This window comes from Cobetia sp. MM1IDA2H-1, from assembly GCF_002916775.2.
In the GTDB taxonomy this organism is placed as follows: domain Bacteria; phylum Pseudomonadota; class Gammaproteobacteria; order Pseudomonadales; family Halomonadaceae; genus Cobetia; species Cobetia marina.
Genome location: NZ_CM133225.1, coordinates 1,554,640 through 1,569,573 on the forward strand (window position 1 = coordinate 1,554,640; position 14,934 = coordinate 1,569,573).

A 14,934-nucleotide genomic window follows, 5' to 3' on the forward strand; every position below is an offset into this window, starting at 1 on the left:
GCGATGACGAGGGTAGATCGTCTATTATCGATCAAATGACTCAGGTGTGGTGCAAATGATCGATGAATGGTCATCAAAACGCAAAGCCCGCGTGCTTGAACTTTGGGCTATGCCCTCGAGTGGTTATGGTTATTGAAGTCAGGAAGGCGCTGAAGACCGCATGAAATCTGGGATTTCGCGGGGGTGTCTCGATTCAATGACACGATTCAGCAAAATTAATTTTTCCGTTCTCACACCCCGTTCGGCGCCTGACGCATTGTGTCCTGGCTAAAACGGCCAACGATTCAGGAACAAATATCTCACAATTCTGAGGGTGGTCTTGCACCGATGTGGTGCGATCGGCGTACTAGGCATCGTCGCTTTCTTGCCATGCCTCAGCGTCGTTTTGGTTGAGGCTCGAGAGTCGAGAGGGGAAATGGGGCAGCGGGAAGGACAGCGAAAGCCCGGTCTCTGCAAGAGAGCGCTATAAAGGTGGCGACATATAAAGGAAAGTGTTGGCCAGTGGCGACATCGACTTCGGTGCAATGCGACAGAAAATGCATGAAATAACGACAAAGAACGAGAAAAATGAGACATCTTGCGGGCTTCCTCGGTTCTCGTTAAGGTTGCGCAACACTGTTTCCTAACCAGGAAGCCCCCAACATGATTCCCAGCGCTTTGATTGGCGGTGGGGCACGGCGAGGAGGCCAGCCATGCGAACGCGCACACTGACCATTCTGATGATGATATTTACGCTGCTGGGAGCCCCGCTGGCTCAGGCAGGACCGCACGATAGAGGCCATGGGCATCATGACCGTGGGCACGGCCATCACGACCGCGGTCATCATGGCAAACATCACAAGAAGCACCACAAGCAGAAGCGTCACCATGAGCGCCACCGTCATGAGGCCCGACGCCACCACCAGTGGCGCCGTGGCGACCACCTGCCGCGTCATTACTATTCCGATAGCCGCTACTGGGTGAAGGACTGGCACCATCGTCACCTCTCCAAACCGCCGCGCGGGCATCGTTGGCTGAACATCGATGGGCGCTATGTGCTGGCCGCGGTGGCGGGTGGCGCGATCACGGCCATCATTCTCAATCGCTGATTCCAGCCGCGTGTTCATACGTCAGTCAGCAAGCACAAAAGCCAGCCGCGTGTTCATGCGTCAGTCAGCAAGCACAAAAGAAAGGGCCTCCAGTGAGGCCCTTTTTTGATGACATGACGTCAAGCCCTCTCGCATTGCAGCCTGTCAGATGCTGCCGAAAGTCTTCTGAAGCGTTTGGCGGACCACCTCTGGTGTGAAGGGCGGTGCGAGGAAGCGAACGCCCGTAGCGTCGAACAAGGCATTTGCGATGGCAGGTGCGCCGGGCAGGGAGGTGGATTCGCCTACACCGAGTGGTGGCTGGTTCTGGTCCTCCAGCAACACCACCTCGATATCGGGTATCTCCGAGAAGCGCAGGATCGGATAGCTGCCCCATTCCCGGCTGCTGGGCTTGCCATCCTCGAAGTGGATCCTTTCCTTGAGTGTCCTGCTCAAGGTCTGGATCACGTTGCCATGAACCTGATGGCGAACTCCTGCGGGATTGATCATCAGGCCGGCATCCTGACCGATCGTCAGTCGGGTGACGACGATACGGCCACTATCGGGGTGGACCTTGAGCTCGACGATCCAGGCGGCCAGCGCCGCACCGAATCCTGGGTATCGGCTGTGGACGTATTGGGCGTAGGCGACTCCTCTGCCGTACAGCCAGCCATCTTGCGACGCAAGAGGGGCGGAAAACGCCACGCGTGGCTCCCAGTCGGCGTGTGCCGCCACTCGTCTGGTGAGTTCCACCGCTCGCGGATCACTCAGGGCATCGAGGCGATAGGCGACCGGATCCTGGTCGGCGAGATAGGCCAGCTCATCGATGAAGCTCTCGTGAGCGAAGGTGTTGGGCATGGCGGAGACGCCGCGAAACCATGAGGCGCGCACGAGTGTCGGCACATCATCGCAACGGATATCGCGATGTTCGTAGCGATAGGGCGGGACTGCCGTTCGATCGCCCATCTCGAAAGGAATGTCACTCGGTGCGACGGCACCGGTCAACAGCAAAGCCAAGGTGGGTGCGTCATTCGAGGGATAACGGGATGTGAATCGATAGGCCAATGGATTGCCATCCTCATCGCTTGCGCCCGCGACCGTCATCAATTGTGCCGCCCCCTTGGGCTCCCAGGCATGTTCCTGTGCGCGTGACAGCTGCACGCGTACCGGGCGACCTATGGCACGAGACAGCAAAGCGGCATCCGCTCCGACATCGTCGGCGCAATTGCGGCCGTAGCAGCCAGCCGCTTCCATGCGCGTGATGGTGATGCGGGACTCATCGAGGTCCAGCAGCCTGGAGAGATCCGCCCGGAGGCTGTGCGGATTCTGGGTGCCAGACCATAGCGTGAGAGAGCCCTCTCGAAAATTCGCCAGCGAACAGGATGGGCCAATCGAGCCATGCAACTGAAAGGGCCAGACATAGGTCCGCTCCAGGGGGTGAGGCGCACTGGCCAGGACGGAGTCGGCATCCCCTTCGCTCAGCAATGGGCGGTGGCTGGCGGGCAATGCCGCCAGCGCGCTCGGGATATCATGCAGGGACGGCAGGTCGATGTCCTCACGCCACGTGACCTCGAGCCGCTTCGCGATGGCGGCGGCCTGTTCTTCTCGTTCCGCCACTACCCCCACGAAGTCACCGATGACCACAATATCGACCAGGCCTGGCATTCCCTTGACAGATCCACGATCGACCTTGATCAGACAATTGTTGACGAACGTGCCCTTGTCGTGGCCTGTATAAGGTGGCCGAATCACGGCGCCATGCAGCATGTCGGGAAGTCGCATGTCGTGAACGAAGGTCAGCTGTCCCGTTGCCTTCTCAGGGATATCGACCCGCGAGGCGGCCTTTCCGACGATCCGATAGTCACCGGGTGGCTTGAGAAGGACGGTGGCCTCGAGTTTCAAGGCGTGGCGGCGACCCTGGAGTAGTTCGCCGTAGTCGATGCCACGGGTGCCATGCTCGGGTGAAGCGTCTCGTGCCTTGGGCAGAACTCGGCCATGGCTGCACCGCAAGCCATCGCGAGGAAGATTCAGGTGAGTCGCCGCCAGGTCCAGCAAATATTCCCGTGCCTGGGCGGCTGCGCGACGAAGTGGGTCAGCGGTGATCTGGATGGTCGCGCTGGCGATAGTCGGCCCCTGGTTGGGCACATCGAAGGGGTGGCCCAGAATCATGTCGACCCGTGAGCAGGGGAGCTCGAGTTCCTCGGCCACTATCTGGGCAAGCGAGGTACGAATGCCGGTGCCGAGATCCACGTGGCCATTGAAGGCCATGACTCGCCCATCGGCGCAGATTGCGAGGAAGATTTCTGGCTCCGTGGGGATGAAGTCCGAATGGGTGCCGGGTTGACCGGGGGCGGGCTTAGGGGGAATGACAGGGTCGCGATAGACCACCAGGATGTCAGTGCCGGTGAGAAGTGCCCGGCGGTCAGGCAGCGGATTGCGAGACATGTCGCTTCTCCATTTTCTGTTCTTGTTGTACTGGCGGTGACGACCTCCCGGCTGTCAGCGGTATGTCGTCATGATGCCTGTTGAGAGTTATCGTGCGTACATCATTTATGCTGGTTGGTGATCTGTTCGGTTACTGCATGACTTCTTGGCCATGATTGCCAAATTGTCTCAGTTTATATAGGTCTTTTATCCTGTCATCGATCAGGGTGAGACAAGGTGCTATCATCGTCATCAAGGTGTATACACCATATATCGGCGGTGATGATAGACGATTACCAATAGTTACAGGTGGTTCGGTCCCTGTCATTCCACGGGGAGTGCCAGGCCGGCAATCGATAATCTCTTGAGGATGCTGCATGACCATGGAGCAACAGGACAAGGCGTCATGTTCTGGCAGACACCAGACCCCTGCGGAGCAGGGCTATGACTTTTCCGAGCAGGTCGGCCATCTGCTGCGCAAGGCCTACCAGCGTCACACGGCAATCTTCCAGCGTCACTGCAGTGATTCCCAGTTGACGGCGATCCAGTTCGTGACACTTTGCACGGTCATGGAGCGCGGGCCCAGCTCTCTTACCGATATCGTCAAGGCGACGGATATCGACCCTGCGACCATCCGAGGTGTCATCAAGCGCCTGACGGCTCGCGAGTGGGTCACGCTGTCTGCCGATCCTACCGATCAGCGAAAGGTCATGGTGAAGATCACCGAATCCGGCGAAGCCTTGGTCGAGAGCATGATTCCCGTGGCGCATCAGATCACCGACCAGACCATGGGCAAGCTCAATCCTGCGGAACGTATTGCCTTGCTGCATCTGCTCGAGAAGATGAATCACTCCGAGTCGTGAACCGGCGCGTCAGGCTCGCGGTACACGGGCATGTTTTCCTCATCACGAAGCCCGGCCTCTCGGGCCGGGCTTCGTGATTCATCCCTGTTGCAGGTAGGCGAGTGTCTCGTCAAGCGAGACGACATCGCCGTACTTGCTGTCGATGTCGAAAAGATTGGCTTCATGTGGGGCAGGGTGGCGGTCTCCCACGCACTCGCGCACCACCATCATCCTGAATCCATGCTGTACGCCATCCACTGCGGTCGCGCGAATGCAGCCGCTGGTAGAACAACCCGTCAGAATCAACGTATCCACGCCCATCGACATCAGGGTGGAGGCCAGAGATGTGCCGAAGAAGGCACTGGCGTATTGCTTGGTGATGATCAGTTCGCCTTCCTGTGGCGTGACTTCTTCGCAGAATCTTGCATAGGGACTCTCAGGCACCATATGGCGCATCACGGGAGCCTTCTTGACCCAGATACCGCCATCGAGCTGTTCGGGAGCAAGGTAGAGAATGTTGGTATGGATGATCTCGATCCCTGCTGCCCGAGCCTGCTCCAGCAGGTATGGCATTCGCGCCACGGCTTCCACCACGCCCGAGGCATGAAGAGGTGAGCCGGGGGTGGTATAGCCCTGCATGAAGTCGACGACAAGCAGGGCAGCCTTGTGACCAAAACCGAGGCGGCCATCCCAGACACCCTGGTAGTTCGCGTTCAGATCCTCTGGTGCCATGCTCATGTTCCTCGCGGTGGATGTCGGCCTTCAATAGGCGCCGGACAGCAATGCGCCGGCACCGGGCACCACAGGCTCCAGGCCCAGTGATTTCAGCATTGCGTAGGTGGTCGCGATCGCGGCGGTGATGACCGGCTTGCCTGTCATCGCTTCTACCTTGGCGACGGCAGGAAGCGATGGCATCTGCACGCAGGCGGACAGCACGATGACATCCACCTCGCTGAGGTCCATGCTGGCAACGATGGCCGGCAGGTTGTCGGGATCGTGGCGAGCCACTGCCAGGTTGTCGGGGATTTCCAGTGCTCGGTAATCCCGTACGTCGATGCCTTCCTCACGGATATAGTTCACCACCATCTCCGTCAGCGGTTTCATGTAAGGGGCGACCACCACGACTCGCCTGGCATTCATGATCTCCAGAGCATCGACCAGTGCGCCGGCACTGTTGACGACTGCCGTCTCGGCGCCGTTCTCGGCGGTGACTCTGCGCAGGCGTTGCTGGGATTCCCGGTGGTATCCGGGGCCCATCGACATGATGGCGACCAGGCAGGCATATCCCATGACATCCACGGCAGCGTCCGACAGCTCAAGGGCACAGCGATCCGATTGGGCGTCCATGCTGGCCAGCTCTTCCCTGGCGACGGTTTTCATACGCATGCGACTGGAGTGGAAGGTAAAGCGTTCCGGGCGAACATGCTGGCGTGCTGTCAGCATGGCGGGAATTTCCGTTTCCATGGTGATGTTGGAACTCGGAACGATCTGGCCGATACGGTAGGGTCTGGTCATGGCGAATTTCCTTGCTCAAGGCGCGTGGCCGAGGAAGTCTTCGAAGGCCGCGAAGAAGCCCTCGTAATCATCCCAAGGGATCATGTGGCCGGCGTTTTCCGCCGTGGTGATGCGGATGCTCGGAAGAAGGCGCTGGATCTCTTCCTTGTCCTGCGTCTGGATGACGCCCCCCTTGCCGGCGCACATCAGCAAGGTGGGGATCTGGATGCCAGGGATGTCCTGGTGGATGTCCACCGTATGGAACTCTTCGAAAGCCTGCACGATGGCCGGGGTGTAGCACGTATGGAGCCATTCGGCGCGAAGCTGAAGCTGGTCATCACTCCAGCTGGCACAGTAGCCGCGCATGGTCTCGATGTCCGCGCCATGCGTGCAGTCACGGATGGAATCCACATACCAGGGGAGGCGGCTGGGATACTCGCGACGTCCGGGTCCGGAGACCGGCGGGTCGATCAACACCAGCTTGCTGACGTTTCCTGCGCCGCGGCTCATGGCGCGCAGTGCAAAGCGAGCCCCCATGGAGTGCCCTGCCAGTATCACGTCCTCCAGCCCCAGTGCGTCGATGAACGCCTTGATGTCCTCGGCACAGGTGTCGGTGTCGTAATCGAGTTCGGCGCCGCTGGATGAGAGGCCGCGCCCGCGAACGTCCAGCACGTAGGTGTCGAAATGCTGACCGAAGCGTTGGGCCACGAAGCCCCAGGTGATGGCCGGACTGGTGATGCCGGGGATGATGACCAGGGGCTGGCGGGCAGCGCCCACACTGGAAGGCTGGCTCGGGGCTCCGTAGCGGAGATAATGCTGGCGGATGCCATTGGCCTGGACGTTGGCCCCGTAAAGGTAGGTGCTGGTCATGCAGACTGTTCCTCGATAGCCGTGGCGGGGTACTGCAGCGCGACGTCATGCACGTCGTACGCGAAGACCCAGGCGGGGTCCTCGTTCTCACGTAGCCAGGTGTTGTCGTGGGAGACCTGCTGCACGCGAGAGGCGCGTTCGAAGCGGTTCTGGCGATAGAGTTCGAAGGCTTCCTGATGCTGCTCGGCGCCGACCTCCTTCAGACAGCGCACCAGCATGGCGGCATCTTCGATGGCCATGGCGGCACCTTGTGCCATGTGTGGCTTCATCGGGTGGCAGGCATCGCCCAGCAACACGAGTCGCCCGTCATGCCAGAGCGGGAGAGGATTGCGTTCCAGCAATGGCCACTTGGTCACTGTCTCGGTGCAATCGATCAGTGCCTGGACTGTCGGGTGGTAACCCACGAAGGCCTGACGCATTTCCTCGCGTGAACTCTCGACAAAGGAGCTGTCGTGATTCCATTCGGGTTCCGGTACGCCGGTGACGTAGTAGTACTCCTTCTCATCTCCGGTCACGAAATAGACCATCATGTGGCGGTCTTCTGACCACCATTTCACGCAGGACTCGAAATCAAGCTCATAAGCCTTGAGCTTCTCTGCCGAGATGATGGCGCGGTGGGCTACCCAGCCGCTGTAGGTCGGCGCTTCCTTTCCCAGCAGTTTCTCGCGAATGCGTGAGTTGACCCCGTCCGCCCCGATCACGATATCGGCGTCCTCCGTCGTGCCGTCGGCAAAGTGCATGGTCACCTTGTCGCCACGATCATCGACATCCACCAGATGCTTGTCGAAGTGAAGTCGATTGGGGTCGAGTGCACCCACCATGAGCTCATGGAGATCCCCCCGGTGCACGGTGATGTAAGAGGCGCCGTACTGCTCGCGAGCCTGCTGGCCCAGCGGAATGCGCGACAGATATTCGCCCGTCTTTCCATCTCGACTGAACCATTGCTCTGGATGTGATCCCATCTCGGCCAGTTGCGTCTCGATACCGATCTGGCGCATGACCTTCATGACGTTCGGGCCCAGGTGGATACCCGCGCCCAAGCGTGAGAATGCGGGTGCCTGCTCATATACCCGGGTGTCATAGCCGGCCTGCTGGAGCAGGGCCCCGGCAGCGGCGCCCCCTAATCCTGCACCAATCACGGCAATCCTGGGTGTCTTGGTCATCTTGCCTCTCCTGTCTACGGTCTTGTTGTTGGCGGGTCGTCTGACATGCTGCGCTTGCGCAATGGGGAGGGCCGGGTGGTGAATGCCCCGTCAATCTCTGGCGCGGAAGACGCAGTGTGGTTGCTTCGCTAAAAACAACGTATACACCATTAATGAGAGGGTCAAGCCTATAAAATCAATTTTTTTCTACATGGGTTTTTCATGATTAATGCGATGTATATATTATTAACTTGTTGATTTGCATAAATTTTATTGAGTTTTAGCGCGAATTTACCCTTGCTTGCCAGATCAGTGTCTTGAGTGCTATACGTTGTAAACACTGATAATTAGTCACGTGTACGTTGTAGTTTGGCGATCAGGGTGCACCAATCTGGATGACTGCATGCCGAGGCTGCACAACAGAAGTGCAGGGGGCTGTCAGTCAGAAGTTGGGGTTCCACCAGAACGTCAGCACAACAGGGTACCGGGGCAGGGAGCGGTCTCGTCAGCCATGACGGAGCCGTCATCAAGACAAGAACAAGAGGTGGTGAGATGCCCGTCAGTCAAAGCGAATTGACGCAACATTTTGAGCACGTTCTCACGTTGTCGAAGGTGGATGACACTCAGAGCGTGGCGATACTCAAGAGCCATTATTCCAATGCCATGATCGTGACGGCAGCCATGGAGGCGTCACAGCGTCTAGGGGCCAAGGCCTATATCGTCGAACTTGCCTCATTCAATCACCGTACGGCGGTAGGCAACGATCTCACGGCCTATGTGGGGCATACGGCGCTGACCGGCCACCCCGCGGCGCAGCAGGCATTGATGGCCGCCGATCTCGTCGTGGATACCATGATGCTGCTGCACTCTCCGGAGCAGGAGGCGATCCTGAAATCCGGTACCCGTATCCTGCTGGCGGTAGAGCCTCCGGAAATGTTGGCGCGCATGCTGCCCACCGTGCAGGACAAGCAGCGGGTCGAGGCTGCGGCGGACGTCTTCCGGCAGGCATCCACCTTCAAGGTGACCTCCCGCGCCGGCACGGATTTCACGGCAAGCCTGGGGCAATACCCCGTGGTCAGTGAATATGGCTTTGCGGACGCGCCCGGGCGATGGGATCACTGGCCCAGCGGCTTCCTGTTCTCATGGCCCAATGAAGGCACTGCCGAGGGCACCATCGTGGTGGATGTCGGCGATATCCTGCTGCCCTTCAAGACCTACGTGCGTGACAAGCCGATCACGCTGGAAATCAGCGAGGGATTCATCCGCAAGATCCATGGTGGGTTCGATGCCGAGTACCTGCGTGAATACATGGCTCACTTCAAGGATCCCGACGTCTATGCCTTCTCGCATATTGGCTGGGGTCTGCAGTCGCGAGCGCAATGGTCGGCGATGGGGTTGCACGACAAGAACGATGCCATCGGGATGGATGCTCGGGCCTTCGAGGGCAACTTCCTGTTCTCCACAGGCCCCAATACCGAGGTGGGGGGGCCCCGTAACACGCCTTGCCACATGGATATTCCGCTGCGCCACTGCTCGGTTTTCCTGGATGACAGCGCAGTCGTGGAAGAAGGCCGGGTGGTAGCGCCGCAGGGGTCACTCCTCACCTGAGCTGATGCAAGTGAGGTAAGCTGAAAGACTCCCTATGAATCATGAGCTTACCGTGGCTCTTCTTCATGGCCGTAGCCGGTGATGCATCATCGAAGGTTCCTGAGAGAGCCTGGATTATCCAACAACAACGACGAGTCATCATGACGCAGACACTGACCCTACGGGTGAATCACGAGACGCATGAGCTGGCAGTGCCCTCGGGGACATCACTGCTCACCGTACTGCGCAATGACATGGCGTTGAACGGGCCCAAATATGGTTGCGGGCTCGGGGAATGCGGCGCCTGCGGTGTGCTGGTGGATGGCATGGCGGCACGTGCCTGCGTGACTTCGGTGGCCGCGGTGGCAGGTCGTGAGGTCATCACGCTCGAGGGATTGGGTGGACCGGAAAGTCTGGACCCCGTCCAGCAGGCTTTCATCGACTGTCAGGCGGCGCAGTGTGGCTATTGTCTCAATGGCATGATCATGGCCGTGCGAGCGGTCCTGAATCGCAAGCCAGACGCGACTCCGGAGCAGTTGCGGGCGGCACTTGAATACAACCTCTGCCGTTGCGGGACCCATGTGGAAATTCTGGCAGCAGCCGAGCGTGCCGTGAGGCTCAATGCCGCTGCCATCGGGGGAGGTCACGATGTGCAATCTCCCGGTGAATGAGTCGTCTCAATCGCTGTCGTGGCTGAGCGAGTGCCCGCCTGACACGCTAGCCCGTGCGCGATATGGCGTAGTGATACGCCCACCAAGCTACAAGTGGAACGGTGATTTCTTCGTCTGTGATCGACTGGTGGAGGCTGTACTGGCGCCTGCCCGATCGCCGGACGACGAGGTCCAGCTGGTGCGCGAAGGTGACTTCGTCGCCGTCGTGGCGAAGACGCTTGTGGCGGCACGCAACGCGGCGCGGTCGGTCACGCTTCGCTGGCAGACTGCGGGTGCGTCGGGCCTTGGCACAGTGGAGGACCGTCGCCATGGCCCGCAGGCCAGCCGGATGACGGGGGCGCGCGCTCTGGAATCGGTGGCGGATGTCGAGCTGGCGCAGAGTGATCATCGAGGAGATTACACCTGGCCCAGTCGAATGGGGTGGGGAGAGGCGCCCGGCTGGGTGCTGGCTGACTACGCCGGCGACACTCTGGAGCTCTGGGGGCAGACTGCTACGCCACAGCTGCTGGCACAGGACATCGCCTGGGCCACTGGCCTCGAGCCTCAGAATGTCCAGGTATTTTCTGAGCACGCCGAGCAGCACTCCGGGCTCGGGCGACATTGCGGTGATGACGCCGGGGTGGATGCGGCCTTGATATCGCGTGCTCTGCGGTGCCCTGTCGCGGTGTGGCTTGATGCCGAGTACATGCGGGATGTCCAGGGGCTCGGACAATCCCAGCGTATGTCGCTCGGGGCCGTTCGTGACTCCGGAGGCAGACTCCTTCGCTATGCCTATCGACAGAGACATCTCTGTGGAGAGGTGCCGGCTGTCGGATTGCTGTTGAGTGGCAGGTTGCCGGAGTGGCGGGGTGATTCACCGTCAGGCAGCGACCATCCGGTATCTTCGTGCGACGTTGAGGATCAGGGCGTTCATGAGGACGACATCGCCAGTCTCTTCCCCTATGACGTCTCGGAGCAGCGCATCTCGATACGCAACCGGGGAGTGGCGGCGGGCAGTGATGTCAAGGGACTGACGGAGATCCAGCAGGTCTTCGCGCGCGAATCGTTTCTGGATGAAGTGGCACATGCCGGCGAAGAGGACCCTGTCGCGCTGCGACTTGCGCATCTCACGGACGTGCGCGGAAGTGAGTTGATCCGTTCGGTTTCCCGGCGTGCCGAGTGGCATCAGCGAGACCCTGTGGTTGCCGCGCCGACAGAAGATTCGAGCGATCGTCTTGCCGGGCGGGGGTTCGCCTATTCGCAGCGGCCGGGCGCTCGTCGGGAGATCGAGGCAGGCAGCCGTTCCGCCTGGATTGCGGATGTCGAGGTCAATCGCCTCACCGGCGACGTCACCTTGACGCGTCTGGTGGTCGGCCAGGATGCCGGCACGGAAGTGGACACCACGTGCCTGCAGGAGACGCTGCAGGCCAGGGTGTTGGGGGAGCGATTCCCCATTCTAGGTCATGAGACTGCCTTCGATGAATGGGGGGATGGTCGTTCGTCGTCTGCCGTGGCCACGCCGGAGGTGACGTCTTTCTCTTCGCTTCGCGTCACGGCGGCTACTGAGATCGTGATGCCGCAGCAGCAAGGTGTGGCATCTGCTGGCGTGCCGGCCTCCGTGGATCTCGCCCCCGGCGTTGCCGTGATAGCCAATGCGCTGTTCGATGCCACTGGCGTGCGCTTTCGGCAGCCGCCCTTCACGGCCAGTCGTGTACGTGCGGCCCTGTCCGCGAGCGGTCAGTCATCAAAGGCCGCTGAGAGCAAGGAGGAGGGAAAAGCGCCCGATGGACGTACGCGCAGCGCATGGTGGAAGCGTTCATTGCTGACCGTGGCGGCTAGTGCCATCACCGGCACAGCGATCATGGCGTGGCCCTGGAAGGGAGCCATTGCGCCCATTGCCCGGCCGGCAGTCAATCTGTACTCCGCCGAAACCATCGAACGGGGTCGCCTGGTGGCGGCAGCGGGAGATTGTGCCGCCTGCCATACCAGTGACGGGGGGGGCGAGAATGCGGGAGGGCGTCGGTTCGATACGCCCTTCGGCACACTCTACAGTACCAATCTCACCCCGGATGAGGCGACGGGGATCGGCCAGTGGTCCTATGCCGCCTTCGAGCGAGCGATGCGCCATGGCGTCAGTCGTGAAGGTCACAATCTCTATCCAGCCTTCCCGTATACGGCGTTCGCCAAGACCAGTGATGCGGACATGCAGGCCCTGTATGCCTATCTCATGGCCCAGCCTGCAGTGGCGGCCAAGGTGCCTGAGAATGCGCTCAAGTTCCCCTTCAACCGGCGTGAGTTGCTGGCAGGCTGGAACCTGCTCAATCACGACAGCTCGCCATTCATGCCGGACCCCGCGCAGAGTGACCTCTACAACCGTGGTGCCTATCTCGCGGAAGGGCTCGGTCATTGCAGTGCCTGCCATACACCGCGCAATGCCTTGGGAGCCGAGCGCTCCGGTAATGCCTATCTGGCGGGCGCGATGATCGATGGCTGGGAAGCACCGGCCTTGAGCCAGCTGAATCGCTCGCCGGTGGCCTGGAGCGAGTCTGCGCTCCATGACTATCTCCGTACGGGAAAATCGGCGCTGCATGGTGTGGCATCCGGGCCCATGGCGCCGGTCGTGGCAGGTCTGGCAGAGCTGCCGGAGCATGACGTGCGTGCCATCGCGCACTATGTCGCCGTGCAGATGGGAGCCCCTTGGGGCGAACAGCCGGACATGCTTCAGGAGGCGGCAGACAGGGTCCGGCTGTCTCGACAGGCCCCGGCAGGGATGGAAGAGGGCGACCGCCTGTTCGAGGGTGCCTGTGCCTCCTGCCATGTCGAGTTGCCGGTTCCGTCATTTTCCAGTGCGACGACATCACTGGCGCTCAATACCAATCTTCACAGCGACTCTCCCGACAACGTCATCCACTCCATTCTCGGAGGGGTACACATGGCGAATGCGTCCGGAGTCGCCGATATGCCTGGCTTCGCGGAAAGCTTCACGAATGCCCAGGTGACCACATTGACACGTTATCTGCAGGCGCGTTTCGCGCCTGACAGCTCGCCCTGGCGAGACGTTGAGCAGCGCGTATCGCAGATACGCGAGGAACATCACTGAGCATCTGCATTCCCCTGAAATGACAATAACAAGAGGTTGATCATGAAACGAAGCAAGTGGATATGGCTGATATGGGCATTGGTCCTGCTCTGCTACGCAGTGCCCTATACGCTCTTGAGCGATGTGAGTGCCTGGTATGGCAGTTTCCTGTTCTGGTCGGTGGCGGGGCTGGTCGTCATCGCTGTGAATCTCTATATCACCAAGGATTTCGAGGAGCACGGTAATGACTGAATCCCTCATCTGGTGGTCCATCGCCATCTATCTGATGATCGCGGTAGGGATCGCGCTGCTCGCACGGCAGGCCGGCGCGGAAAGCATGTCCGGCTATTTTCTCGGTAATCGTCAGATGAATGGCTTCGTCTCGGCTCTAAGCTACAGCGCCACGACCTATAGTGCCTTCATGATGGTGGGGCTGGCGGGACTGACCTATGCCGGTGGTGTCGGGGCGCTGGGCTTCGAGATCGTCTATTTCGCGGGTGTTTCACTGGTCTCCATCTTTGGTCCGCGCTTCTGGGCGGTCGGGAAGACGTTTGGATTCGTCACGCCCAGCGAGATGCTGGGGCATCGTTATCACAACAAGCATGTCGCCATGGCAGTCTCGATCGCCAGCTGCATCTTCCTGATTCCTTATGCTGCCGTGCAGTTGGCCGGTGTCGGCTATCTACTGCAGGGGACCACCGATGGCGCGATCGATTTCACCACAGGCGTGGTGATGGCAACCGCCATCGCGATCTTCTTCTCCTATGTCGCGGGAATCAGGTCTGTCATGTGGACTGACTCGCTGCAGGCCATCATGATGATCGTCGCCTCCACGCTTGTCGCGTTTCTCGTCATCGAGGGGCTGGGGGGCTTCAGCAGCATGTTCGAGACACTGGCGAATGACAAACCTCAGTCGCTGACGGTGCCGGGTTCCGGGCTCTTCAGCTTCGTGACCTTCCTCGGGCTGACCATTCCCTGGTTCTTCTTCAGTCTTTCCAACCCTCAGGTCAGCCAGCGTCTGTTCATGCCATCCTCGCTGAAATCCATGCGTCAGATGCTGATCGGTTTCCTGGTCTTCGGTTTCATCTACACACTGGTTTCCGTGCTGTGGGGCTTTTCGGCCCTGGTAGCCTTCCCAAGCCTCGAAAGCCCGGATCTGGCTACGGCCTCGCTGCTGGGCTCTGCCTCGGTGCCGCCGGTACTGGGTGTCATCGTGCTGATCGGGATCATGGCCGCTGCAGTCTCGACCATTGACTCCATCATGCTGACCCTGTCATCCATGCTGGCGCGCGACGTCTATGCCAATGTGACGCCGGCCGCCACCGAGAAGCGACAGTTGATGGTCGGCAAGATCGTCGTGCCGCTCATCGCCCTGATGGCGCTCGGCTTCGCGGAGCTGCAGTTGGATCTCATTGCCGTGCTCTCGGTGGCGGCATCTTCCGGTCTGGTCGCCACGGTGCCGGCCATCATCGGTGCCTTCTACTGGAAGCGAGGCACGTCCGCCGGTGTGCTGGTGAGTGTCATCGGTACCGCCATCTTCGTGCTGGTCATGTATGCCACGGGCAATTCACTGTTCGGCCTGCCGGCCGGTATCTGGGGCATCATCGTTGCAAGCGTGCTGTTCGTGGGTGTGAGTCTGATGACGCAGCCACATGCTTCCTCGGCTGATGCGTTCATGCAGGCCATCGACGATGAGTTGAAGACCGGGCGGAGTCCGGCGCAAGACCCTGCACAGGAAGCACCACTGGACCTGGCCAGGCACTGAGCGCTGCCTCACCCAAG

At 60.2% G+C, this 14,934-nt stretch carries 12 protein-coding genes; 7 read left to right on the plus strand and 5 right to left on the minus strand.

The window, feature by feature from the left end:
- The first annotated feature begins 692 nt into the window (after window positions 1–692).
- Complete coding sequence (locus BOH68_RS06645; RefSeq protein WP_077377186.1) at window positions 693–1,088, plus strand: RcnB family protein; 396 nt, start codon at window positions 693–695, stop codon at window positions 1,086–1,088.
- A 144-nt stretch (window positions 1,089–1,232) separates the two neighbouring features.
- Here BOH68_RS06645 and BOH68_RS06650 read toward each other — a convergent pair whose 3' ends face one another.
- Entirely contained in the window at window positions 1,233–3,509 is a 2,277-nt protein-coding gene (locus BOH68_RS06650; RefSeq protein ID WP_077377183.1) for a xanthine dehydrogenase family protein molybdopterin-binding subunit, read from the minus strand.
- Window positions 3,510–3,865: 356 nt separating this feature from the next.
- Here BOH68_RS06650 and BOH68_RS06655 point away from each other — a divergent pair, with 356 nt between their 5' ends.
- Window positions 3,866–4,351 carry a MarR family winged helix-turn-helix transcriptional regulator gene (locus tag BOH68_RS06655; protein ID WP_303567221.1) on the plus strand — a complete coding sequence of 162 codons (486 nt, stop codon included), beginning with the start codon at window positions 3,866–3,868 and terminating at the stop codon, window positions 4,349–4,351.
- A 78-nt stretch (window positions 4,352–4,429) separates the two neighbouring features.
- Here BOH68_RS06655 and BOH68_RS06660 read toward each other — a convergent pair whose 3' ends face one another.
- From BOH68_RS06660 to BOH68_RS06675, 4 genes are read right to left on the minus strand one after another with little or no spacing between them, the layout of a single operon-like run.
- Window positions 4,430–5,062, minus strand: a complete 633-nt coding sequence (locus BOH68_RS06660) for an N-carbamoylsarcosine amidohydrolase (RefSeq protein ID WP_077377180.1) — start codon at window positions 5,060–5,062, stop codon at window positions 4,430–4,432.
- Between the two features lie 30 nt (window positions 5,063–5,092).
- The gene (locus tag BOH68_RS06665) at window positions 5,093–5,845 is read right to left on the minus strand and encodes a maleate cis-trans isomerase family protein (protein ID WP_077377177.1); all 753 of its coding nucleotides are present in this window, start codon (window positions 5,843–5,845) and stop codon (window positions 5,093–5,095) included.
- Window positions 5,846–5,860: 15 nt separating this feature from the next.
- Window positions 5,861–6,694 (minus strand): alpha/beta fold hydrolase, encoded by an 834-nt coding sequence (locus tag BOH68_RS06670; RefSeq protein WP_077377174.1) that lies wholly within the window; start codon window positions 6,692–6,694, stop codon window positions 5,861–5,863.
- The gene (locus BOH68_RS06675; protein WP_077377171.1) at window positions 6,691–7,857 is read right to left on the minus strand and encodes an FAD-dependent monooxygenase; all 1,167 of its coding nucleotides are present in this window, start codon (window positions 7,855–7,857) and stop codon (window positions 6,691–6,693) included. The genes BOH68_RS06670 and BOH68_RS06675 overlap by 4 nt, the downstream gene beginning before the upstream one ends.
- 531 nt (window positions 7,858–8,388) lie before the next feature.
- Between BOH68_RS06675 and BOH68_RS06680 the strand changes: the two genes are divergently transcribed.
- From BOH68_RS06680 to BOH68_RS06700, 5 genes are all read left to right on the plus strand, one after another.
- The gene (locus tag BOH68_RS06680; protein ID WP_077377168.1) at window positions 8,389–9,444 is read left to right on the plus strand and encodes a M29 family metallopeptidase; all 1,056 of its coding nucleotides are present in this window, start codon (window positions 8,389–8,391) and stop codon (window positions 9,442–9,444) included.
- Between the two features lie 140 nt (window positions 9,445–9,584).
- Window positions 9,585–10,094 (plus strand): (2Fe-2S)-binding protein, encoded by a 510-nt coding sequence (locus BOH68_RS06685; RefSeq protein ID WP_077377165.1) that lies wholly within the window; start codon window positions 9,585–9,587, stop codon window positions 10,092–10,094.
- A gap of 70 nt (window positions 10,095–10,164) precedes the next feature.
- Window positions 10,165–13,173: a c-type cytochrome gene (locus tag BOH68_RS06690; protein ID WP_258038288.1), complete on the plus strand. Its 3,009-nt coding sequence runs from the start codon at window positions 10,165–10,167 to the stop codon at window positions 13,171–13,173.
- 42 nt (window positions 13,174–13,215) lie between these two features.
- Window positions 13,216–13,404, plus strand: a complete 189-nt coding sequence (locus tag BOH68_RS06695) for a hypothetical protein (protein WP_077377159.1) — start codon at window positions 13,216–13,218, stop codon at window positions 13,402–13,404.
- Window positions 13,397–14,917, plus strand: coding sequence for a sodium:solute symporter family protein (locus BOH68_RS06700; protein WP_077377156.1), 1,521 nt, complete (start codon window positions 13,397–13,399; stop codon window positions 14,915–14,917). The genes BOH68_RS06695 and BOH68_RS06700 overlap by 8 nt, the downstream gene beginning before the upstream one ends.
- Window positions 14,918–14,934 lie beyond the last annotated feature (17 nt).